General features: G+C 64.5%; 13 protein-coding genes. 8 read left to right on the plus strand and 5 right to left on the minus strand.

Annotated features, from left to right (window positions below; translation table 11 throughout):
- Window positions 1–16 precede the first annotated feature (16 nt).
- Window positions 17–2,110 carry a methyl-accepting chemotaxis protein gene (locus tag BLV07_RS06355; protein WP_091881293.1) on the minus strand — a complete coding sequence of 698 codons (2,094 nt, stop codon included), beginning with the start codon at window positions 2,108–2,110 and terminating at the stop codon, window positions 17–19.
- A gap of 290 nt (window positions 2,111–2,400) precedes the next feature.
- Between BLV07_RS06355 and BLV07_RS06360 the strand changes: the two genes are divergently transcribed.
- Window positions 2,401–2,556 (plus strand): Thivi_2564 family membrane protein, encoded by a 156-nt coding sequence (locus tag BLV07_RS06360; protein WP_008546817.1) that lies wholly within the window; start codon window positions 2,401–2,403, stop codon window positions 2,554–2,556.
- 54 nt (window positions 2,557–2,610) lie between these two features.
- Here the strand turns inward: BLV07_RS06360 and BLV07_RS06365 are convergent, their stop codons facing one another.
- The 4 genes from BLV07_RS06365 to cysD all read right to left on the minus strand — a co-directional run bounded on the left by BLV07_RS06365 (window position 2,611) and on the right by cysD (window position 8,170).
- Complete coding sequence (locus BLV07_RS06365; RefSeq protein WP_164934719.1) at window positions 2,611–2,811, minus strand: CsbD family protein; 201 nt, start codon at window positions 2,809–2,811, stop codon at window positions 2,611–2,613.
- Window positions 2,812–2,904: 93 nt separating this feature from the next.
- Complete coding sequence (locus BLV07_RS06370; protein ID WP_091881297.1) at window positions 2,905–5,070, minus strand: malate synthase G; 2,166 nt, start codon at window positions 5,068–5,070, stop codon at window positions 2,905–2,907.
- Window positions 5,071–5,436: 366 nt separating this feature from the next.
- Window positions 5,437–7,353 carry an adenylyl-sulfate kinase gene (cysC, locus tag BLV07_RS06375; RefSeq protein WP_091881300.1) on the minus strand — a complete coding sequence of 639 codons (1,917 nt, stop codon included), beginning with the start codon at window positions 7,351–7,353 and terminating at the stop codon, window positions 5,437–5,439.
- Window positions 7,354–7,375: 22 nt separating this feature from the next.
- Window positions 7,376–8,170, minus strand: coding sequence for a sulfate adenylyltransferase subunit CysD (gene cysD, locus BLV07_RS06380; RefSeq protein ID WP_091882044.1), 795 nt, complete (start codon window positions 8,168–8,170; stop codon window positions 7,376–7,378).
- Between the two features lie 243 nt (window positions 8,171–8,413).
- Between cysD and cysG the strand changes: the two genes are divergently transcribed.
- From cysG to cysT, 7 genes are all read left to right on the plus strand, one after another.
- Window positions 8,414–9,838 (plus strand): siroheme synthase CysG, encoded by a 1,425-nt coding sequence (cysG, locus tag BLV07_RS06385; protein ID WP_091881303.1) that lies wholly within the window; start codon window positions 8,414–8,416, stop codon window positions 9,836–9,838.
- Window positions 9,835–10,152 (plus strand): DUF2849 domain-containing protein, encoded by a 318-nt coding sequence (locus BLV07_RS06390; RefSeq protein WP_091881306.1) that lies wholly within the window; start codon window positions 9,835–9,837, stop codon window positions 10,150–10,152. The genes cysG and BLV07_RS06390 overlap by 4 nt, the downstream gene beginning before the upstream one ends.
- 11 nt (window positions 10,153–10,163) lie before the next feature.
- Window positions 10,164–11,819 (plus strand): nitrite/sulfite reductase, encoded by a 1,656-nt coding sequence (locus tag BLV07_RS06395; protein ID WP_091881310.1) that lies wholly within the window; start codon window positions 10,164–10,166, stop codon window positions 11,817–11,819.
- Window positions 11,806–12,321, plus strand: a complete 516-nt coding sequence (locus BLV07_RS06400) for a DUF934 domain-containing protein (RefSeq protein ID WP_091881313.1) — start codon at window positions 11,806–11,808, stop codon at window positions 12,319–12,321. The genes BLV07_RS06395 and BLV07_RS06400 overlap by 14 nt, the downstream gene beginning before the upstream one ends.
- A complete protein-coding gene (locus tag BLV07_RS06405) occupies window positions 12,318–13,043 on the plus strand; it encodes a phosphoadenylyl-sulfate reductase (protein ID WP_091881316.1) in 726 nt (241 codons plus the stop codon). Before BLV07_RS06400 ends, BLV07_RS06405 begins: the two co-directional genes overlap by 4 nt.
- A 112-nt stretch (window positions 13,044–13,155) precedes the next feature.
- Window positions 13,156–14,157 carry a sulfate ABC transporter substrate-binding protein gene (locus BLV07_RS06410; protein WP_091881320.1) on the plus strand — a complete coding sequence of 334 codons (1,002 nt, stop codon included), beginning with the start codon at window positions 13,156–13,158 and terminating at the stop codon, window positions 14,155–14,157.
- 39 nt (window positions 14,158–14,196) lie between these two features.
- Window positions 14,197–15,033, plus strand: a complete 837-nt coding sequence (cysT, locus tag BLV07_RS06415) for a sulfate ABC transporter permease subunit CysT (RefSeq protein ID WP_176945373.1) — start codon at window positions 14,197–14,199, stop codon at window positions 15,031–15,033.
- Window position 15,034 lies beyond the last annotated feature (1 nt).

The raw sequence follows: 15,034 nt of genomic DNA on the forward strand, positions 1-15,034 counted from the left end.
GTAGCGCCAGCGTGCCCTACGCCGCCCGGATCTTGCCCAGGAAATCGCTGACCTGCTGACCGAGTTGGCGGCTCTGCGTCTCGAGCGTCTCGGAGGCCTGCTTGACGTTTTCGGCGGCACCGGCCGCGGTGTCGGCATCGGCCTTCACGCCGGTGATGTTGTCCGAGACGTTCTTGGTGCCCTGCGCCGCATATTGCGTGCTGCGGGTGATCTCCTGGGTCGCCGCACCCTGTTCCTGCACGGCGGCGGCGATGGCGGTGGCGACCTCGTTCACTTCGCCAATGATGCCGCCGATGGCCTGGATCGCATTGATGGCATCGCCCGCGACCTTCTGGATGTCGGCGATCTGCTCGGAGATTTCATCGGTCGCCTTCGCGGTCTGGCTCGCCAGTGACTTCACCTCCGATGCCACCACGGCAAATCCGCGCCCCGCTTCGCCGGCGCGGGCGGCCTCGATCGTGGCATTGAGCGCGAGCAAATTGGTCTGCGCCGCGATGGTGTTGATCAGCCCGACCACCTCGCCGATGCGCCCCGCCGACTGCGCCAGCCCTTGCACCGTGCTGTCGGTTTCGCGCGCTTGGTTGACGGCGCGACTGGCGATGCCTGCGGCATGCGCGGCCTGCTGGCTGATGTCGTTGATCGACGCGGAGAGCTCCTCGGCCGCTGCCGCGACGCTCTCCACACTCGTGGAGGCATCGTTCGAGGCCTTGCCGGCGACCTCGACGCGTTCATTGGTCTGGCGCGATACCGCGGAGAGATCGCCGGAGGTCTTGCGCATCTCGCCGGAGGCCTCGCTCAACTCGCCCAGCGATTTGCGCACCACGCCCTCGAACTCGCCGACATAGGCCTCCATCGCGCGCTGGCGCGCGGCGGCGCCGGCGTTGCGCTCGCGCTCCTGTTCCTCGATCTTGAGCTTGTCGATCGCCTGCTGCTTGAAGGTTTCAAGCGCGCCGGCAAGCGAGCCGATCTCGTCCTGGCGGTCGAGATAGCCGGGATCGACGGTGAGGTCGCCGCCGGCGACCTTGAGCATGGCGTCGCGGATCCGGTGCAGCGGCGTGATCACGCGGCGGCTGACCGCCAGCATGGCCGCGCCCGTGAACAGAATCGCGGCAATCAGCAGCACAAGCTGGGTCAGCAGCGTTTGCAGCGCCTGCGCGCGCTGGCTGGTGGAATGGTCCCTGGCGACGCCAAGCGCGGTATCGGCGAGCTTGATCGCGCTCGCCATCCGGCCGACCGAGTAGGGGCTCCACTGATTGGCAGTCATCGACGCCTTCTCGCCCTTGGCGATTGCGGCGATGATGCCGTCGCGCGTGGTGAGATATTGCGGGTCGAAATAGAACGATTTGGTTTCCGCCATGGCCGCAGCCAGCGCCGGCGGCAATTGCATGCCCGATGCGGCGAGCTCGGTCGCGCTCCAGGCCGTCTCGGTGCCGCCGATCCATTTGGTGAAAGCGAGCTGGACCTCGGGCGAGATCTTGCCGCTGTTGAGCGCGTTGCCGACGATCAGCGAGGATTCACCCGCGTTGACGCGCAACAGCCAGGCCATCTGCTTGATCATCAGCAGTTGATCGATCATTGCGTCCTGATGATTGACGCTCGCGGCCAGCACGGGCGACAGCTTTTCGAGGATGGCCATCAGCCCGTCCTCGCTCTCAAGATACTCTTTGACAAGCGCCGCGCGACGCGATGCCCTGGGCTTGGCGACCTCAGTCCAGAACTCAGCCTGCTGCGCCAGCAGCGCCTTGTTCAGCCGGTCGAGATCGGCAACCACCGTCCTACCCTGAGGCAAGTCGATCGAGGGTAAAATCTCGATCGCACGTGCCAGGGCGGGCATCAGCTCGCCGCGGATGCCGCGGATGTATGTCTCGATTTCCTTGTCCATCTGGATGTCGGAGGTCAGCTGACGACTGCTGGTCGAGCGGTCGGAGCGGATGTTCGCCATCGCCTTGAACACATCGGCGGAGGCCGCTGCTACCGCGACGATCCGGTTGGCCTGCTGAAGCCGGATCCACGAATTCCATGCGCTGATCGAGAAGCCGATCACGACGACGAGTGCGGTGGACAGGATCACCGCTTTCAGCAACGTGGATACGGTCAGGCGGTTGAGCATCGGATCCCCCGGTAGGCGTTTCGAAGTTTGTGGCCCCCAACGGCAGCCCCTTACGAACTTCGAACGACCAAAGGGATGCGCGCAGCAAAGGCGCCGGCCGGTGGCAGGCGCCTGAAGCGCATTTGGCCTCAAAAGGGTAAAAACTTAGACAGTGATGCTGCCGTAAAATTACGGGGTCTTTGCTGCTTCGATCAAATATGAGAAATTGCAAGGGGTTGCAGGGGCGGAACCCGCGCGCCTTACAGGCGTTAGGGACCAGGCAGCAATTTGCCTGAAGGGGGGTCCTAGCGATGCTGGTCGGCGTACTCGTCACCTTTCTCGTCGTTATTCTCGTACTTTATCTCATCAACATGTTGCCGATGGACGGCCGCGCCAAGCAGATCGCGCGCGTGATCGTCATCATCATCGGCATCGTGTCGCTCCTGAAATATCTTGCGGTGTTCTAGCGGACCCATTCAAACAAAAAGCCCCGGCCTGGGCCGGGGCTTTTTCGTGCTGCCTCAATGCAGCGACTTGAGCCAGTCGTCGACGTCCTGACGAACCTGGTCCTTGGCCTTGCCGTAACGTTCCTGGAGTCGGCCCTCGAGCTGCTCGCGACGCCCCTCGATCAATCGGAGGTCGTCGTCAGTGAGCTTGCCCCATTTCTCCTTGGCCGAGCCCTTGAACTGCTTCCAGTTTCCTTCGATGCGATTCCAGTCCATGACCATCTCCATCGCGTTGATGGCCTACAACGCAAGCGGCGCGCAGCCGTTCCGCTGCGCGCCGCGACGTTTCGCCGTTCGAACTGAGGCTATTTAACCCGCTGCCTTCGCCTCGCGGCGGCGGGCGGTGAGGATGTACTCGGTGTAGCCGTTTGGCTGCTCGCGGCCCTTGAAGATGAGGTCGCAGGCCGCCTTGAAGGCGACGCCGTCGAAGGCGGGCGCCATCGGCTTGTAGATGGGATCGCCCGCGTTCTGCTTGTCGACGACCACGGCCATGCGCTTCAGGGACTCCATCACCTGCGCTTCGGTGATGACGCCCTGGTGCAGCCAGTTGGCGAGATGCTGGCTGGAGATGCGCAAGGTGGCGCGATCTTCCATCAGGCCGACATCGTGGATGTCCGGCACCTTGGAGCAGCCGACGCCCTGGTCGATCCAGCGCACGACATAGCCGAGGATGCCCTGGCAGTTGTTGTCGATCTCCTGCCTGACGTCATCGGGCGCCCAGTTCGACTTCGACACCGGGATGGTGAGGATGTCCGAGAGCTTTGCGCGCGGTCCGCCCTTGGTCAGTTCCTCTTGGCGCGCGATCACGTTGACCTGGTGGTAGTGCAGCGCGTGCAGCGTCGCGGCGGTCGGCGAGGGCACCCACGCGGTGGTGGCGCCGGCCTGCGGATGGCTAAGCTTCTGCGCCAGCATGTCCGCCATCTTGTCAGGCGCGGCCCACATGCCCTTGCCGATCTGGGCGTGCCCGGGCAGGCCGTCGATCAGGCCCATGTCGACGTTCCAGTCCTCATAGGCCTTGATCCAGGCCTGCGCCTTCATCTCGTTCTTGCGGATCATCGGGCCCGCTTCCATCGAGGTGTGGATCTCGTCGCCGGTGCGGTCGAGGAAGCCGGTGTTGATGAACATGATGCGCTTGGAGGCGCGCTGGATGCAGGCCTTGAGGTTGACGGTGGTGCGCCGCTCCTCGTCCATGATGCCGACCTTGAGCGTGTTCGCGGGCAAGCCCAGCATCTTCTCGACGCGGTCGAAGATCTCGCAGGTCAGTGACACCTCGTCGGGGCCGTGCATCTTCGGCTTGACGATATAGGCAGATCCCGTGCGGCTATTCTTGACCTTGGAATTGCCCTTGAGGTCGTGAATGGCGAGCAGGCCCGACACGGCGGCGTCTAACAGGCCCTCGGGAATCTCCTCGCCCTTCTCGTCCAGCACCGCGTCGGTGAACATGTGGTGACCGCAATTGCGCATCAGGAGCAGGCTGCGGCCGTGCAGCTTGAGCTCGCTCTTGCCATCCGGCGTCTTGTAGCTGCGGTCGGCGTTCAGCGAGCGCGTCAGCGTCTTGCCGCCCTTCTCGAAATCGGCCGACAGCGTGCCGTTCATCAGGCCGAGCGTGTTGCGGTAGACCAGCACCTTGTCCTCGGCATCGACTGCGGCGACGGAGTCTTCCATGTCGAGGATGGTGGAGACCGCGGCCTCCATGATCATGTCGGCGACGCCGGCCGGATCGTCCTTGCCGATCGCGCTGCTGCGGTCGATCTTGACCTCGACATGTAGGCCGTTGTTGACGAGCAGCACGGCGGACGGAGCGGCCGCATCGCCCTGGAAGCCCGCGAACTGCGCCGCGTTCTTCAGCGCGGTGGCGTTGCCGCTCTTCAGCTTGACCGCGAGCTGGCCCGCGACGACGCTGTACGCGGTGACGTCGGTGTGGCTGCCGGTCGCCAGCGGCACGGCGGTATCGAGGAATGCCTTGGCCTTGGCGATCACCTTGTCGCCGCGCGCCTTGTTGTAGCCCTTGCCACTCTCGGAAGGATCATGCGGAATGGCGTCGGTGCCGTAGAAGGCATCATAGAGCGAGCCCCAGCGCGCATTCGCCGCATTCAGCGCATAGCGCGCATTGGTCAGCGGCACGACGAGCTGCGGGCCGCAGATCTTGCCGATCTCCTCGTCGACATTGGCCGTCTCGACCTTCTGCGTCGCCGGCTCCGGGACGAGATAGCCGATCTCCTTCAGGAAGGCGGTATAGGCGTTGAGGTCGAACGCCTTGCCTTTGTTGGCGCGGTGCCAATCGTCGATCTTGGCCTGCAGCGTGTCGCGGAAAGCGAGCAACGACCGGTTCTTCGGCCCCAGCTCCTTGATGATGGCGGCAAGCCCGGCCCAGAACGCATCCGGCGCGATCCCCGTTTTCGGGGCCGCTTCCTTGGCGATGAAATCGAACAGGGCGGGAGCGATCTTCAATCCGTGGGCATCGACGCGTTTCATGATGGGCTTTCTTGTTGGAAATGGCTGTTTTTGGCTGCTTTTGACCCGACAGCAGCAAAATGCGCCCATAGGGGGCGGCTTTCGGAGGCCTATTAGCCCCAAAATCAAGGCCGTGAGAAGACCCCTAGGGGGTTGTCAAAATGTCAAGAAAAGGTGGGGACCGGTCGGGCCGCGACTTGCGATAGCCGTCGGGTGCTATCTCTCTCCGATGTCGTCCCGGCGAAGGCCGGGACCCATTACCACAGGGAGGAGTTTGGCGAAGATTCGTGATCCGGGACTGCTGTAGAGCCCGATCGAAAGATCACGCGGTATGGGTCCCGGCCTTCGCCGGGACGACACCGATGATGTGGCGCGATAATCGGCGACTCAAATATTCGCGGCGAGGTCCACGACTTCGTCGAACAGCACGCCGGTGGTCTTCAGCATGCGCTCGATCTCGTCGGCGGCTTCGGCGACGGTCCGTCCCGACGTATCGATCACGAGCTCGGCCGCCTGCGGCGCCTCGTAGTCGTTGCCGATGCCGGTGAACGAGGCGAGCGTGCCGGCTCTCGCCTTCTTGTAGTGGCCCTTGGGATCGCGTTCCTCGCACACGCCCGCAGGCGTCGCGACATGGATTTCGCGGAACGCGGTGTCGGCGATCCGGCGCGCGGTGGCGCGGTCCTCGCGCGCTGGTGAGACCGCGGCGACGATCGCGATGTGGCCGTTGCGGGCGAGGTGCGTCGCGACTTCCGCAAGGCGGCGGATGTTCTCGCTGCGATCAGTGGCGGTGAAGCCGAGATCGCTGTTGAGCCCGGCGCGCAGCGTGTCGCCGTCGAGCAGGATCGGCGAGCCGCCATTGGTGAACAGCCGCCGCTCCAGCGCCTTGGCCAGGGTCGACTTGCCGGAGGCGGGCAGACCCGTGAGCCAGACCACGGCACCGTTGTGGCGGTAGCGCGCGGAGCGCTCGTCAGGGCGCAGCGCCGATTCCACCGGCACGATGTCGACCGGCACGGCGCGCTGGCCGGCATCGACCGACAGCACCAGGCCCCCGCCGGCGATGCGCCCGGACACCTCGATCACGAGACGTCCGGTGCGCGGATTCTCGGTGTAGGGATCGGTGGCAATCGGGCTCGACAGAGAGATGTCGATCTCGCCGACATGGTTGCGGCCGATCGCCTTGTTCTCGTTGCTTTCGAGCTCGCCGGGATCGACCGCCTTCTCGATCGCCACCACGGTGGCGCGGCTTTCCTTCGGCCCGCAGCGGACCAGGAGCTGATCGCCCTTCGCGAGCGGCTTGTCGTGCAGCCAGAAGATTCGCGCGCGCAGACGGCGCGTCTCGCGCGGTGCGGTGCCGGCATGCGCAATGATGTCGCCGCGCTCGATGAACAATTCGCGGTCGAGCGTGATGCCGACCGAGCGGCCGGCGCCTTGCCGGCCCGCGACCGGTGTTACCGGCCAGCTCTCGACCGTCTTGATCTTGGCGATCTTGCCGGCCGGCATGATCACGATCTCGTCGCCCGCAATCAGGCTGCCCGATTCGATCCGGCCCGCCACGATGCGGCGGTCGTCGAACTTGTAGATCGCCTGCACCGGCAGCCGGAGCGCCAGCGCTTCCAGCGGCCGTGCCGGCTCCAGCCGGTCGAGCGCTTCGACCACAGTCGGTCCCTTGTACCAGCCGATCCGGTCGGTGCGCTGCGCGACGCCGTCGCCGTCGCGCGCGGAAATCGGGATCACGGCCGTGGGCTTCACGCCGAGACCGTTGAGATGCGCCGAGATCTCGTCGCTGATGTCCTTGAAGCGCTCAGCGGAGAAGTCGACGCGGTCCATCTTGTTGACGACGATCGCGACCTGCTTCACGCCGAGCAGATGCAGCAGATAGCCGTGACGCCTCGTCTGGTCGCGCACGCCTTCGAGCGCGTCGATGATCAGCACCGCGCCGTCGGCTTGCGAGGCGCCGGTGATCATGTTGCGCAGGAATTCGGCGTGGCCGGGCGCGTCGATCAGCACGATGTCGCGCGAGTTGGTGCGGAAGCGGATCTGCGTGGTGTCGATGGTGATGCCCTGGTCGCGCTCGGTCTGCAGCGCATCGAGCAGGAACGACCATTCGAACGGCATGCCGCGCCGTGCGCTGACGGCCTTCAGCATTTCGAGCTTGCCGTCGGGCAGGCTGCCGGTCTCGTGCAGGAGGCGGCCGACCAGCGTCGACTTGCCGTGGTCGACATGGCCGACGATGACGATGCGCACTTGCGGACGCGTGGTGCCGTTCGGAGTGGCCGGCGAAGCCGTGGTGACGATCATGTTCATGCGACGCTCGCGTCCTTGGGAATCAGAGATAGCCGGCGACGCGCAGGCGCTCGAAAGCGTCCTCGGTCTCGTGGTCGAGCGCGCGCCCGGCGCGCTCCGGCACCTTGGTCTGTTCGAGCTCGATCAGGATCTCGTCGATGCTGACGGCGGTCGAAGCGACCGGATTGGTGATGTCCTGATCGCCCAGCGAGCGATAGCGCTTGCCGTCCTTGGCGAGATACAGCGGGATGATCGGGATGTTCTCGCGCTTGGTGTAGGCCCAGATGTCGGCCTCGGTCCAATGCAGGATCGGGTGGATGCGCAAATGCGCGCCTTGCGGCGGCGAGGCATTGAAATGATCCCAGAACTCCGGCGGCTGGTCGCGCACGTCCCAATTGCCCTCTAACCCGCGCGGCGAGAACACGCGCTCCTTGGCGCGCGTTGCCTCCTCATCGCGGCGAATGCCGGCGATCAGGCCGTCAAAGCCGTACTTGGCGAGCGCCATCTTGAGACCTTCGGTCTTGCGCGCGGCGGAACGCGCGGCCGGCGGCAGCGTCGGGTCGACGGCATCGATCGGCGGGCAGGGCTCGACGCGCAAGTCGAGGTCCCACTCTTTGCCGTAATGATCGCGGAAGCGATACATCTCCGAAAACTTCTTGCCGGTGTCGACATGAAGGGCGGGGAACGGCATCTTGCCGAAGAAGGCTTTCCGCGCCAGCCAGATCATGACGTTGGAGTCCTTGCCGAGCGACCACAGCAGGGCGATCTTCTTCAGCCGTGCGAAGGCCTCGCGGAAGATGTAGATGCTCTGCGCCTCGAGCTGGTCGAGATGATCCATGCTTGGGGCAAGCTCGGCAGAAAATTCTTGCGCGCGCACGCGCTCAGCCAGTGCCGGATTGCTCAGTCGATCAGCAGCGGAATCGTCCTTGAGAAGATGCATCTCTGCCACTTTGCGTTTGGAGGCGAAAATTCTATAGTTGCAGTGCGGAAGAGAAGAAAAAATTTTCTCTTTGCGCGCTCGAAACGAGACATATATAGAAAATAATTCCAGTCAACCCGTTTGTGGGGAAGCGGGTATCGCATGCGGTTCTTGCCGGTGTTTCTCGATCTCAAGACCGGTCCGGTGGTCCTCATCGGCGCGGGTGAGCTTTTGCGCGCCAAGCTGCGCGTGCTCGCTGCTGCCGGCGCGCGCATCCGCGTGCATGCGATCGATGGCGATCGTGATCTGAGCTTCAGCTCCGAGGACGCCAGGCGTATCGAAATCGTGTCCGGCGATCCGCTCACTGCCGATCTCTCGGGCGTCATCGCTGTCGTCTGCGCCGGCGCGGGTGATGTTGGTGTCGCGATGTCGGCTCGCGCCAAGGCGCTGGGCCTGCCCGTCAACGTGATGGACGATCTCGAACATTCCAGCTTCATCTTTCCGGCGATCGTCGACCGCGGCGACGTCGTGGTCGCGGTCGGCACCGGCGGCACCTCGCCGGTGGTGGCGCGGCGCGTGCGCGAGAAGATCGAGGCGCTGCTGCCGTCGCGCATCGGCGAGCTCGCCGAATTCATCGGCGGCTTCCGCAAATCCATCAACGAGCGCATCGCCGAATTTCCGCTGCGCCGCCGTTTCTGGGAGCGCGTCATCGACGGGCCGATCGGCGCTGCCGTGCTCGCCGGTCGCAAAAGCGAAGCGGATGCGGCGCTCACGGCTATTGCTGATCCCTCCGCCTTCGCGCGCGCCGACAAGCCGGAAGGTTCGGTCGCGCTGGTCGGCGCCGGGCCCGGCGATCCCGATCTCCTCACCATCAAGGCGCTGCGCGCACTGCAGGACGCCGATATCGTCTTTCACGACGAGCTGGTCTCGCCCGAAATTCTCGACCGCATCCGCCGCGATACCACGCGCGTTGCCGTCGGCCGCCGTGTCGGCAAGCCCGGCATCGGCCAGGATGCCATCAACAAGCGCATGATCGAGGCCGCGCAATCCGGCCAGCGCGTGGTGCGGCTGAAAGGCGGCGATCCCTTCGTATTCGGCCGTGGCGGCGAAGAGATGGAAGCCTTGCGCGCCGCCGGCATCGCCTATTCGATCATTCCCGGCATCACCGCAGGTATCGGCGGTGCCGCCGATTTCGAAGTGCCGCTCACTTACCGTCATGAAGCAACCCGCATCACCTTCCTCACCGCGCACAAGGCGCGCGATGCGGAAGTCGTGGACTGGTCGACGCTGACCGACACCAAGATGACCGTCGTCGTCTACATGGGCACGACTGCCGCGCCCGCCATACGCGCCGGCCTCTTCGCTGCCGGCCGTTCGCCGGAAACCCCGGTCGGCGTGTTCGCCCGCGTCACGCGCCCCGATGCGCAAGGCGCGATCGGCACGCTGCGCGACCTGCCCGAGCTCGTGCGGCGGACCAATGGCGGTCCTGCCATTCTCATCATCGGCGAGGTGGTCCGGCATGCCGGCTCGCTTCGCCGCCAAACTCCCAACCAAATCATCTCTGACCTCCTGGATGCAGCCGAATGACCTCCCCGCTTGAACAGAAGAAGATCAAAATCGCCGGCCCCTCGGTCGTGACCGCCAACCGCACCTGGGACGGCATTGTGGTCTATCGCACCGCCGCCAAGGGCTGGTCCGCGGACCTGTCGGAAGCCGCGATCGTGCGCAACTCCGACGAGGCGAAGGCGTTGCTTGCTGAGTCCGTCGCCGATGACGTCGGCGCGATCGGTCCCTATATCGCGCCGGTGCAGATCGGTGCGGACGGCAAGGTCCAGCCCGGCAATCTGCGCGAACAGATCCGCCGCACCGGCGTCACCATCGGACAGCCGGCCCAGGTTTAAGGCGCTTTCTTATGTATGCTTACGACGAAATCGACCGCACGCTCGTCAACGAGCGCGTCTCGGAGTTCCGCGACCAGGTGAAGCGGCGCCTCTCCGGCGAGCTCACCGAGGACGAGTTCAAAATCCTGCGGCTCCAGAACGGCGTCTATCTGCAGCTGCACGCCTACATGTTCCGGGTCGCGATCCCCTACGGCACGCTGGCGACCAACCAGCTGCGGGCGCTCGCTCATGTCGCGCGCAAATACGATCGCGGCTACGGCCATTTCACCACGCGGCAGAACATCCAGTTCAACTGGATCAAGCTTGCCGAGCTGCCGGATGCGCTGGCCGATCTCGCCAAGGTCGGCATCCATGCGATGCAGACCTCCGGCAACAACATGCGCAACGTCACCTCGGACCAGTGGGCCGGCGTCGCGCCCGGTGAGATCGAGGATCCCCGCATCTGGTCGGAGCTGATCCGCCAGCACACCACGCTGCATCCGGAATTCTCGTTCCTGCCGCGCAAGTTCAAGATCGCGATCACCGCGTCCGACCATGACCGCGCCGCGATCAAGATCCACGACATCGGTCTCCGGCTGATCAAGAACGAGAAGGGCGAGACCGGCTTCGAAGTGCTGGTCGGCGGTGGCCTCGGCCGCACGCCGTTCATCGCCAAGACCATCAAGCACTTCGTGCATGGCCGCGACATCCTCAGCTATATCGAGGCGATCTTACGCGTCTACAATCAGTACGGCCGCCGCGACAACATCTACAAGGCGCGCATCAAGATCCTGGTGCACGAGCTCGGCATCGAAAAATTCTCCCGCGAGGTCGAGGACGAGTGGCAGCACATCCGCAACTCCTCGCTCCAGATCGACGACGAGGTGATCGAGGACATCCGTTCGCGCTTCACCTATCCCGCCTACGAGAAGCTGCCGCACATGCCGGACGAGCTGCGGCAGGCCGCGGCCGATCCGGATTTCGAGGCGTGGCGCAAGAACTCGGTGGCCCCGCACAAGGTGCAGGGCTATTCGATCGTCACGATCTCGCTGAAGCCGACCGGTGGACCTCCGGGTGATGCCACCGCCGAGCAGATGGACGCGCTGGCCGACCTCGCCGACAAATATTCCTTCGGTGAAATCCGCGTCGGACACGAGCAGAACCTGGCGCTGCCGCACGTTGCCAAGCGCGACCTGCCGGCGCTCTGGAAGGCGCTCGACAAGCTCGGGCTTGCGACGCCCAACGTCAATCTGATCACCGACATCATCGCCTGCCCGGGTCTCGATTATTGCTCGCTGGCGAATGCGCGCTCGATCCCGATCGCGCAGGAGCTGACGCGGCGGTTCGCCAATCACGAACTCGCCAACCTGATCGGCCGTCTCCACATCAACATCTCCGGCTGCATCAATGCCTGCGGCCATCACCATGTCGGCCACATCGGCATTCTCGGCGTCGAGAAGAATGGCGAGGAGGTCTACCAGATCACCATCGGCGGCCGCGCCGACGAGAACGCCGCGCTCGGCACCCTGATCGGCCCGGGCGTGAAGTTCGACGAGGTCGCCGACGTCGTCGAGGACATCGTGGAAGCTTATCTGGCGCTGCGCGAGCGGCCCGAAGAGCTGTTCATGGACACGGTCAAACGCCTCGGTGTCGAACCTTTCAAGGAGCGCGTCTATGCCACTCGTTAACGGCGGAAGGATCGTCGACGACAGCTTCGTCAAGCTCGCCGTCGATACGCCGCTGCCCGAGAGCGGCGACATCCTGGTGCCGGCCGAACGCTTCCTCGGTGAAGCGGAAGGCCTGCTCAAGCGCGCCGGCAAGGTCGGCGTGATCTGGCCCAACAATCGCGACATCGCCGAGCTCGTGCCTTATCTCGGCAAGGTCGCCACGGTCGCGCTGGTGTTCCCAACTTTCCGCGACGGCCGTGCCTACAGCCAGGCCCGGCTGCTGCGGGAGCGCTACAATTACCGCGGCGAATTGCGTGCCACCGGCCAGGTGCTGCGCGACCAGTTCGTATTCATGCTGCGCGCCGGCTTCGATGCCTTCGATGTCAAGAAGCAGGCCGACGCGGAAGCCTTCATGCAGACCGCCAAACGCTATTCGGTGTTCTACCAGCCGACCGGCGACGGCCGCATCACGGCGCTGCACCGGCGCATGCAGTTGCGCCATTCCGAAGGTGTCGGCACGTGAACGCGATCGCGCCCCAGGTTTCGTCCATTTCTGCGCTGCCCCCGGCGGACGAGCTCGATCGGAGCTTACGCGATGCCTCGCCCGCGGAGGTCATCGCCGCGGCGCTGAGGACGGTTGGGCGCGACAAGCTCGCCCTGGTGTCGTCCTTCGGTACGGAATCGGCGACGCTGCTCAAGGTGATGGCGGACGTCGACCCGGCGATCCCGGTGATCTTTCTCGACACTGGCTGGTTGTTCGAAGAGACGCTCGCCTATCGCGACACTTTGATCGCGACGCTGGGCCTGAAGGACGTCCGTTCGATCAAGCCGGCCGAGGAAACGCTATCGCGCGACGATCCCGACCGCGACCTCTGGTTCTCCAATCCCGACGCCTGCTGCCGCATCCGCAAGGTGGAGCCGCTGGCGCGTGCGCTCAAGCCGTTCTCTGCCTGGCTCAACGGCCGCAAGCGTTTCCAGGGCAACGCACGCGCCGATATTCCGGTCGTCGAGGACGACGGCGCGCGGTTGAAGTTCAATCCCTTCGCCAATGTCTCGCGCGAGGAACTCGAGGCAATCTTCCTCCGCGCCAAATTGCCGCGTCACCCTCTCGTCGCCTCCGGTTTCCTGTCGGTTGGGTGTATGCCTTGCACGAGCAGAACGGCCGAAGGCGAGGACTCTCGCGCCGGTCGTTGGCGCGGCCGGGCCAAGACAGAATGCGGCATTCACACGATGAAGACTTCGTAGCACAGTCAGGCTGCGACATCGCGAACAAGAAAATCCGGTTCCGTTGACTTAAGCGCGTTTCGACCCGAGTTATGCCTGCACGCCTTCGCTGACACCGACGTCAACGAAGTGAATGGAGATGGACATGATGCGCCGTATCGTTCCGCTCGCTGCAGGACTCCTCTGGGCAAGCTCGGCTCTCGCCGCTGACATCAATCTGCTGAACGTGTCGTACGATCCGACGCGCGAGCTCTATGTCGAATTCAACAAGGCGTTCGCGAACGCCTATCAGAAGGAAACCGGCAAGAGCGTCGAGATCAAGCAGTCGCATGGCGGCAGCGGTTCGCAGGCGCGCGCGGTGATCGACGGATTGCAGGCCGATGTGGTGACGCTCGCGCTCGCCTATGACATCGACGCCATCGCCGCCAAGGGCCTCACCACAGCCGATTGGCAGAAGCGGCTGCCGCAGAATTCATCACCCTATACCTCGACCATCGTCTTCCTGGTGCGCAAGGGCAATCCCAAGGCCATCAAGGACTGGGACGATTTGATCAAGCCGGGCGTCGCCGTGATCACGCCGAACCCGAAGACATCAGGCGGCGCGCGCTGGAATTACCTCGCGGCCTGGGGTTTTGCGCAGAAGAAGTTCGGCTCGGCCGACAAGGCCAAGGACTTCATCGGAAAGCTCTATCAGCAGGTGCCGGTGCTCGACACCGGCGCGCGCGGCGCCACCGTGACCTTCGTCGAGCGCGGCGTCGGCGACGTGCTGCTCGCCTGGGAGAACGAGGCGTTCCTCGCGCTGAAGGAGTTCGGCGCGAACAAGTTCGAGATCGTGGCGCCCCCGCAATCGATCCTCGCCGAGCCGCCAGTCGCCATCGTCGACAAGGTTGCCGACAAAAAAGGCACCCGCAACGCCGCCGATGCCTATCTCCAATATTGGTACACCAAAGAGGGGCAGGAGATCGCCGCGCGCAATTTCTACCGCCCGCGCGATCCCGAAATCGCCAAGAAGCACGAAAGCGCCTTCGCCAAGGTCGAGCTGTTCACGATCGACGACGTCTTCGGCGGCTGGACCAAGGCGCAGCGGGAACATTTTGCCGACGGCGGCGTCTTTGATCAGATCTACAAGAACTGATCGAGCGCTGTCTTTGGGCGGTTTTTAGCAGGGGGCCTGGTGAGCGCACTCGCAGCACGACGCCGGACATTGCCGGGCTTCGGTCTCACCATGGGACTGACGCTTTCCTGGCTGTCCGTCATCATCCTGATTCCGCTCGCCGGCCTGTTCCTGAGGTCGCTCGAGCTGAGCCCGGAACAGTTCTGGAATATCCTTTCCAGCCGCCGCATGCTGAACGCGCTCCGCGTCTCCTTTGGCCTCGCCTTCGCGGCCGCCTGCGTCAATCTGGTAATGGGCAGCATCATCGTCTGGGCGCTGGTGCGCTACCGCTTTCCCGGCCGGCGGCTGTTCGATGCCATCGTCGACGTGCCCTTCGCGCTGCCGACCGCGGTTGCCGGCGTGGCGTTGACTGCGCTGTTCGCCGAGAAGGGCTGGCTGGGCGCGCCACTCGCGGCGGCCGGCATCAAGGTGGCGTTCACGCCGGTCGGCATCTTCGTCGCCATGATCTTCATCGGCATTCCCTTCGTGGTGCGCACGGTGCAGCCGGTGCTCCAGGATCTCGACCCCGAGATCGAGGAGGCCGCGGGCAGCCTGGGCGCCAGCCGTTGGCAGACCATCATCCGCGTGATCCTGCCGTCGCTCGCACCGGCGCTGCTCACCGGCCTTGCGCTCGCCTTCGCGCGTGCGGTCGGTGAATATGGCTCGGTGATCTTCATCGCCGGCAATCTGCCTAATGTCTCCGAGATCGCGCCGCTGCTGATCGTGATCCGGCTGTCCGAATTCCGCTACGCTGATGCGACCGCGATCGCGGTGGTCATGCTCGTCGTCTCCTTCGTCATCATCTTTGCCGTCAACCGGCTCCAGCGCTGGGCGCGGAGCCGGATCCCGGAGCGCTGAG

The sequence above is a fragment of the Bradyrhizobium sp. Rc2d genome, from assembly GCF_900099855.1.
Classification (GTDB): Bacteria; Pseudomonadota; Alphaproteobacteria; order Rhizobiales; family Xanthobacteraceae; genus Bradyrhizobium.

Excerpts from the sequence above, each read along its gene's own strand:
- BLV07_RS06360 (WP_008546817.1), top strand. The coding sequence starts at position 2,401 with ATGCTGGTCGGCGTACTCGTCACCTTTCTCGTCGTTATTCTCGTACTT.
- BLV07_RS06410 (WP_091881320.1), top strand. The coding sequence starts at position 13,156 with ATGGAGATGGACATGATGCGCCGTATCGTTCCGCTCGCTGCAGGACTC.
- BLV07_RS06400 (WP_091881313.1), top strand. The coding sequence starts at position 11,806 with ATGCCACTCGTTAACGGCGGAAGGATCGTCGACGACAGCTTCGTCAAG.
- cysC (WP_091881300.1), bottom strand. The coding sequence starts at position 7,353 with ATGAACATGATCGTCACCACGGCTTCGCCGGCCACTCCGAACGGCACC.
- BLV07_RS06365 (WP_164934719.1), bottom strand. The coding sequence starts at position 2,811 with ATGGACTGGAATCGCATCGAAGGAAACTGGAAGCAGTTCAAGGGCTCG.
- BLV07_RS06395 (WP_091881310.1), top strand. The coding sequence starts at position 10,164 with ATGTATGCTTACGACGAAATCGACCGCACGCTCGTCAACGAGCGCGTC.
- BLV07_RS06355 (WP_091881293.1), bottom strand. The coding sequence starts at position 2,110 with ATGCTCAACCGCCTGACCGTATCCACGTTGCTGAAAGCGGTGATCCTG.
- cysG (WP_091881303.1), top strand. The coding sequence starts at position 8,414 with ATGCGGTTCTTGCCGGTGTTTCTCGATCTCAAGACCGGTCCGGTGGTC.
- cysD (WP_091882044.1), bottom strand. The coding sequence starts at position 8,170 with ATGGATCATCTCGACCAGCTCGAGGCGCAGAGCATCTACATCTTCCGC.
- BLV07_RS06390 (WP_091881306.1), top strand. The coding sequence starts at position 9,835 with ATGACCTCCCCGCTTGAACAGAAGAAGATCAAAATCGCCGGCCCCTCG.
- BLV07_RS06370 (WP_091881297.1), bottom strand. The coding sequence starts at position 5,070 with ATGAAACGCGTCGATGCCCACGGATTGAAGATCGCTCCCGCCCTGTTC.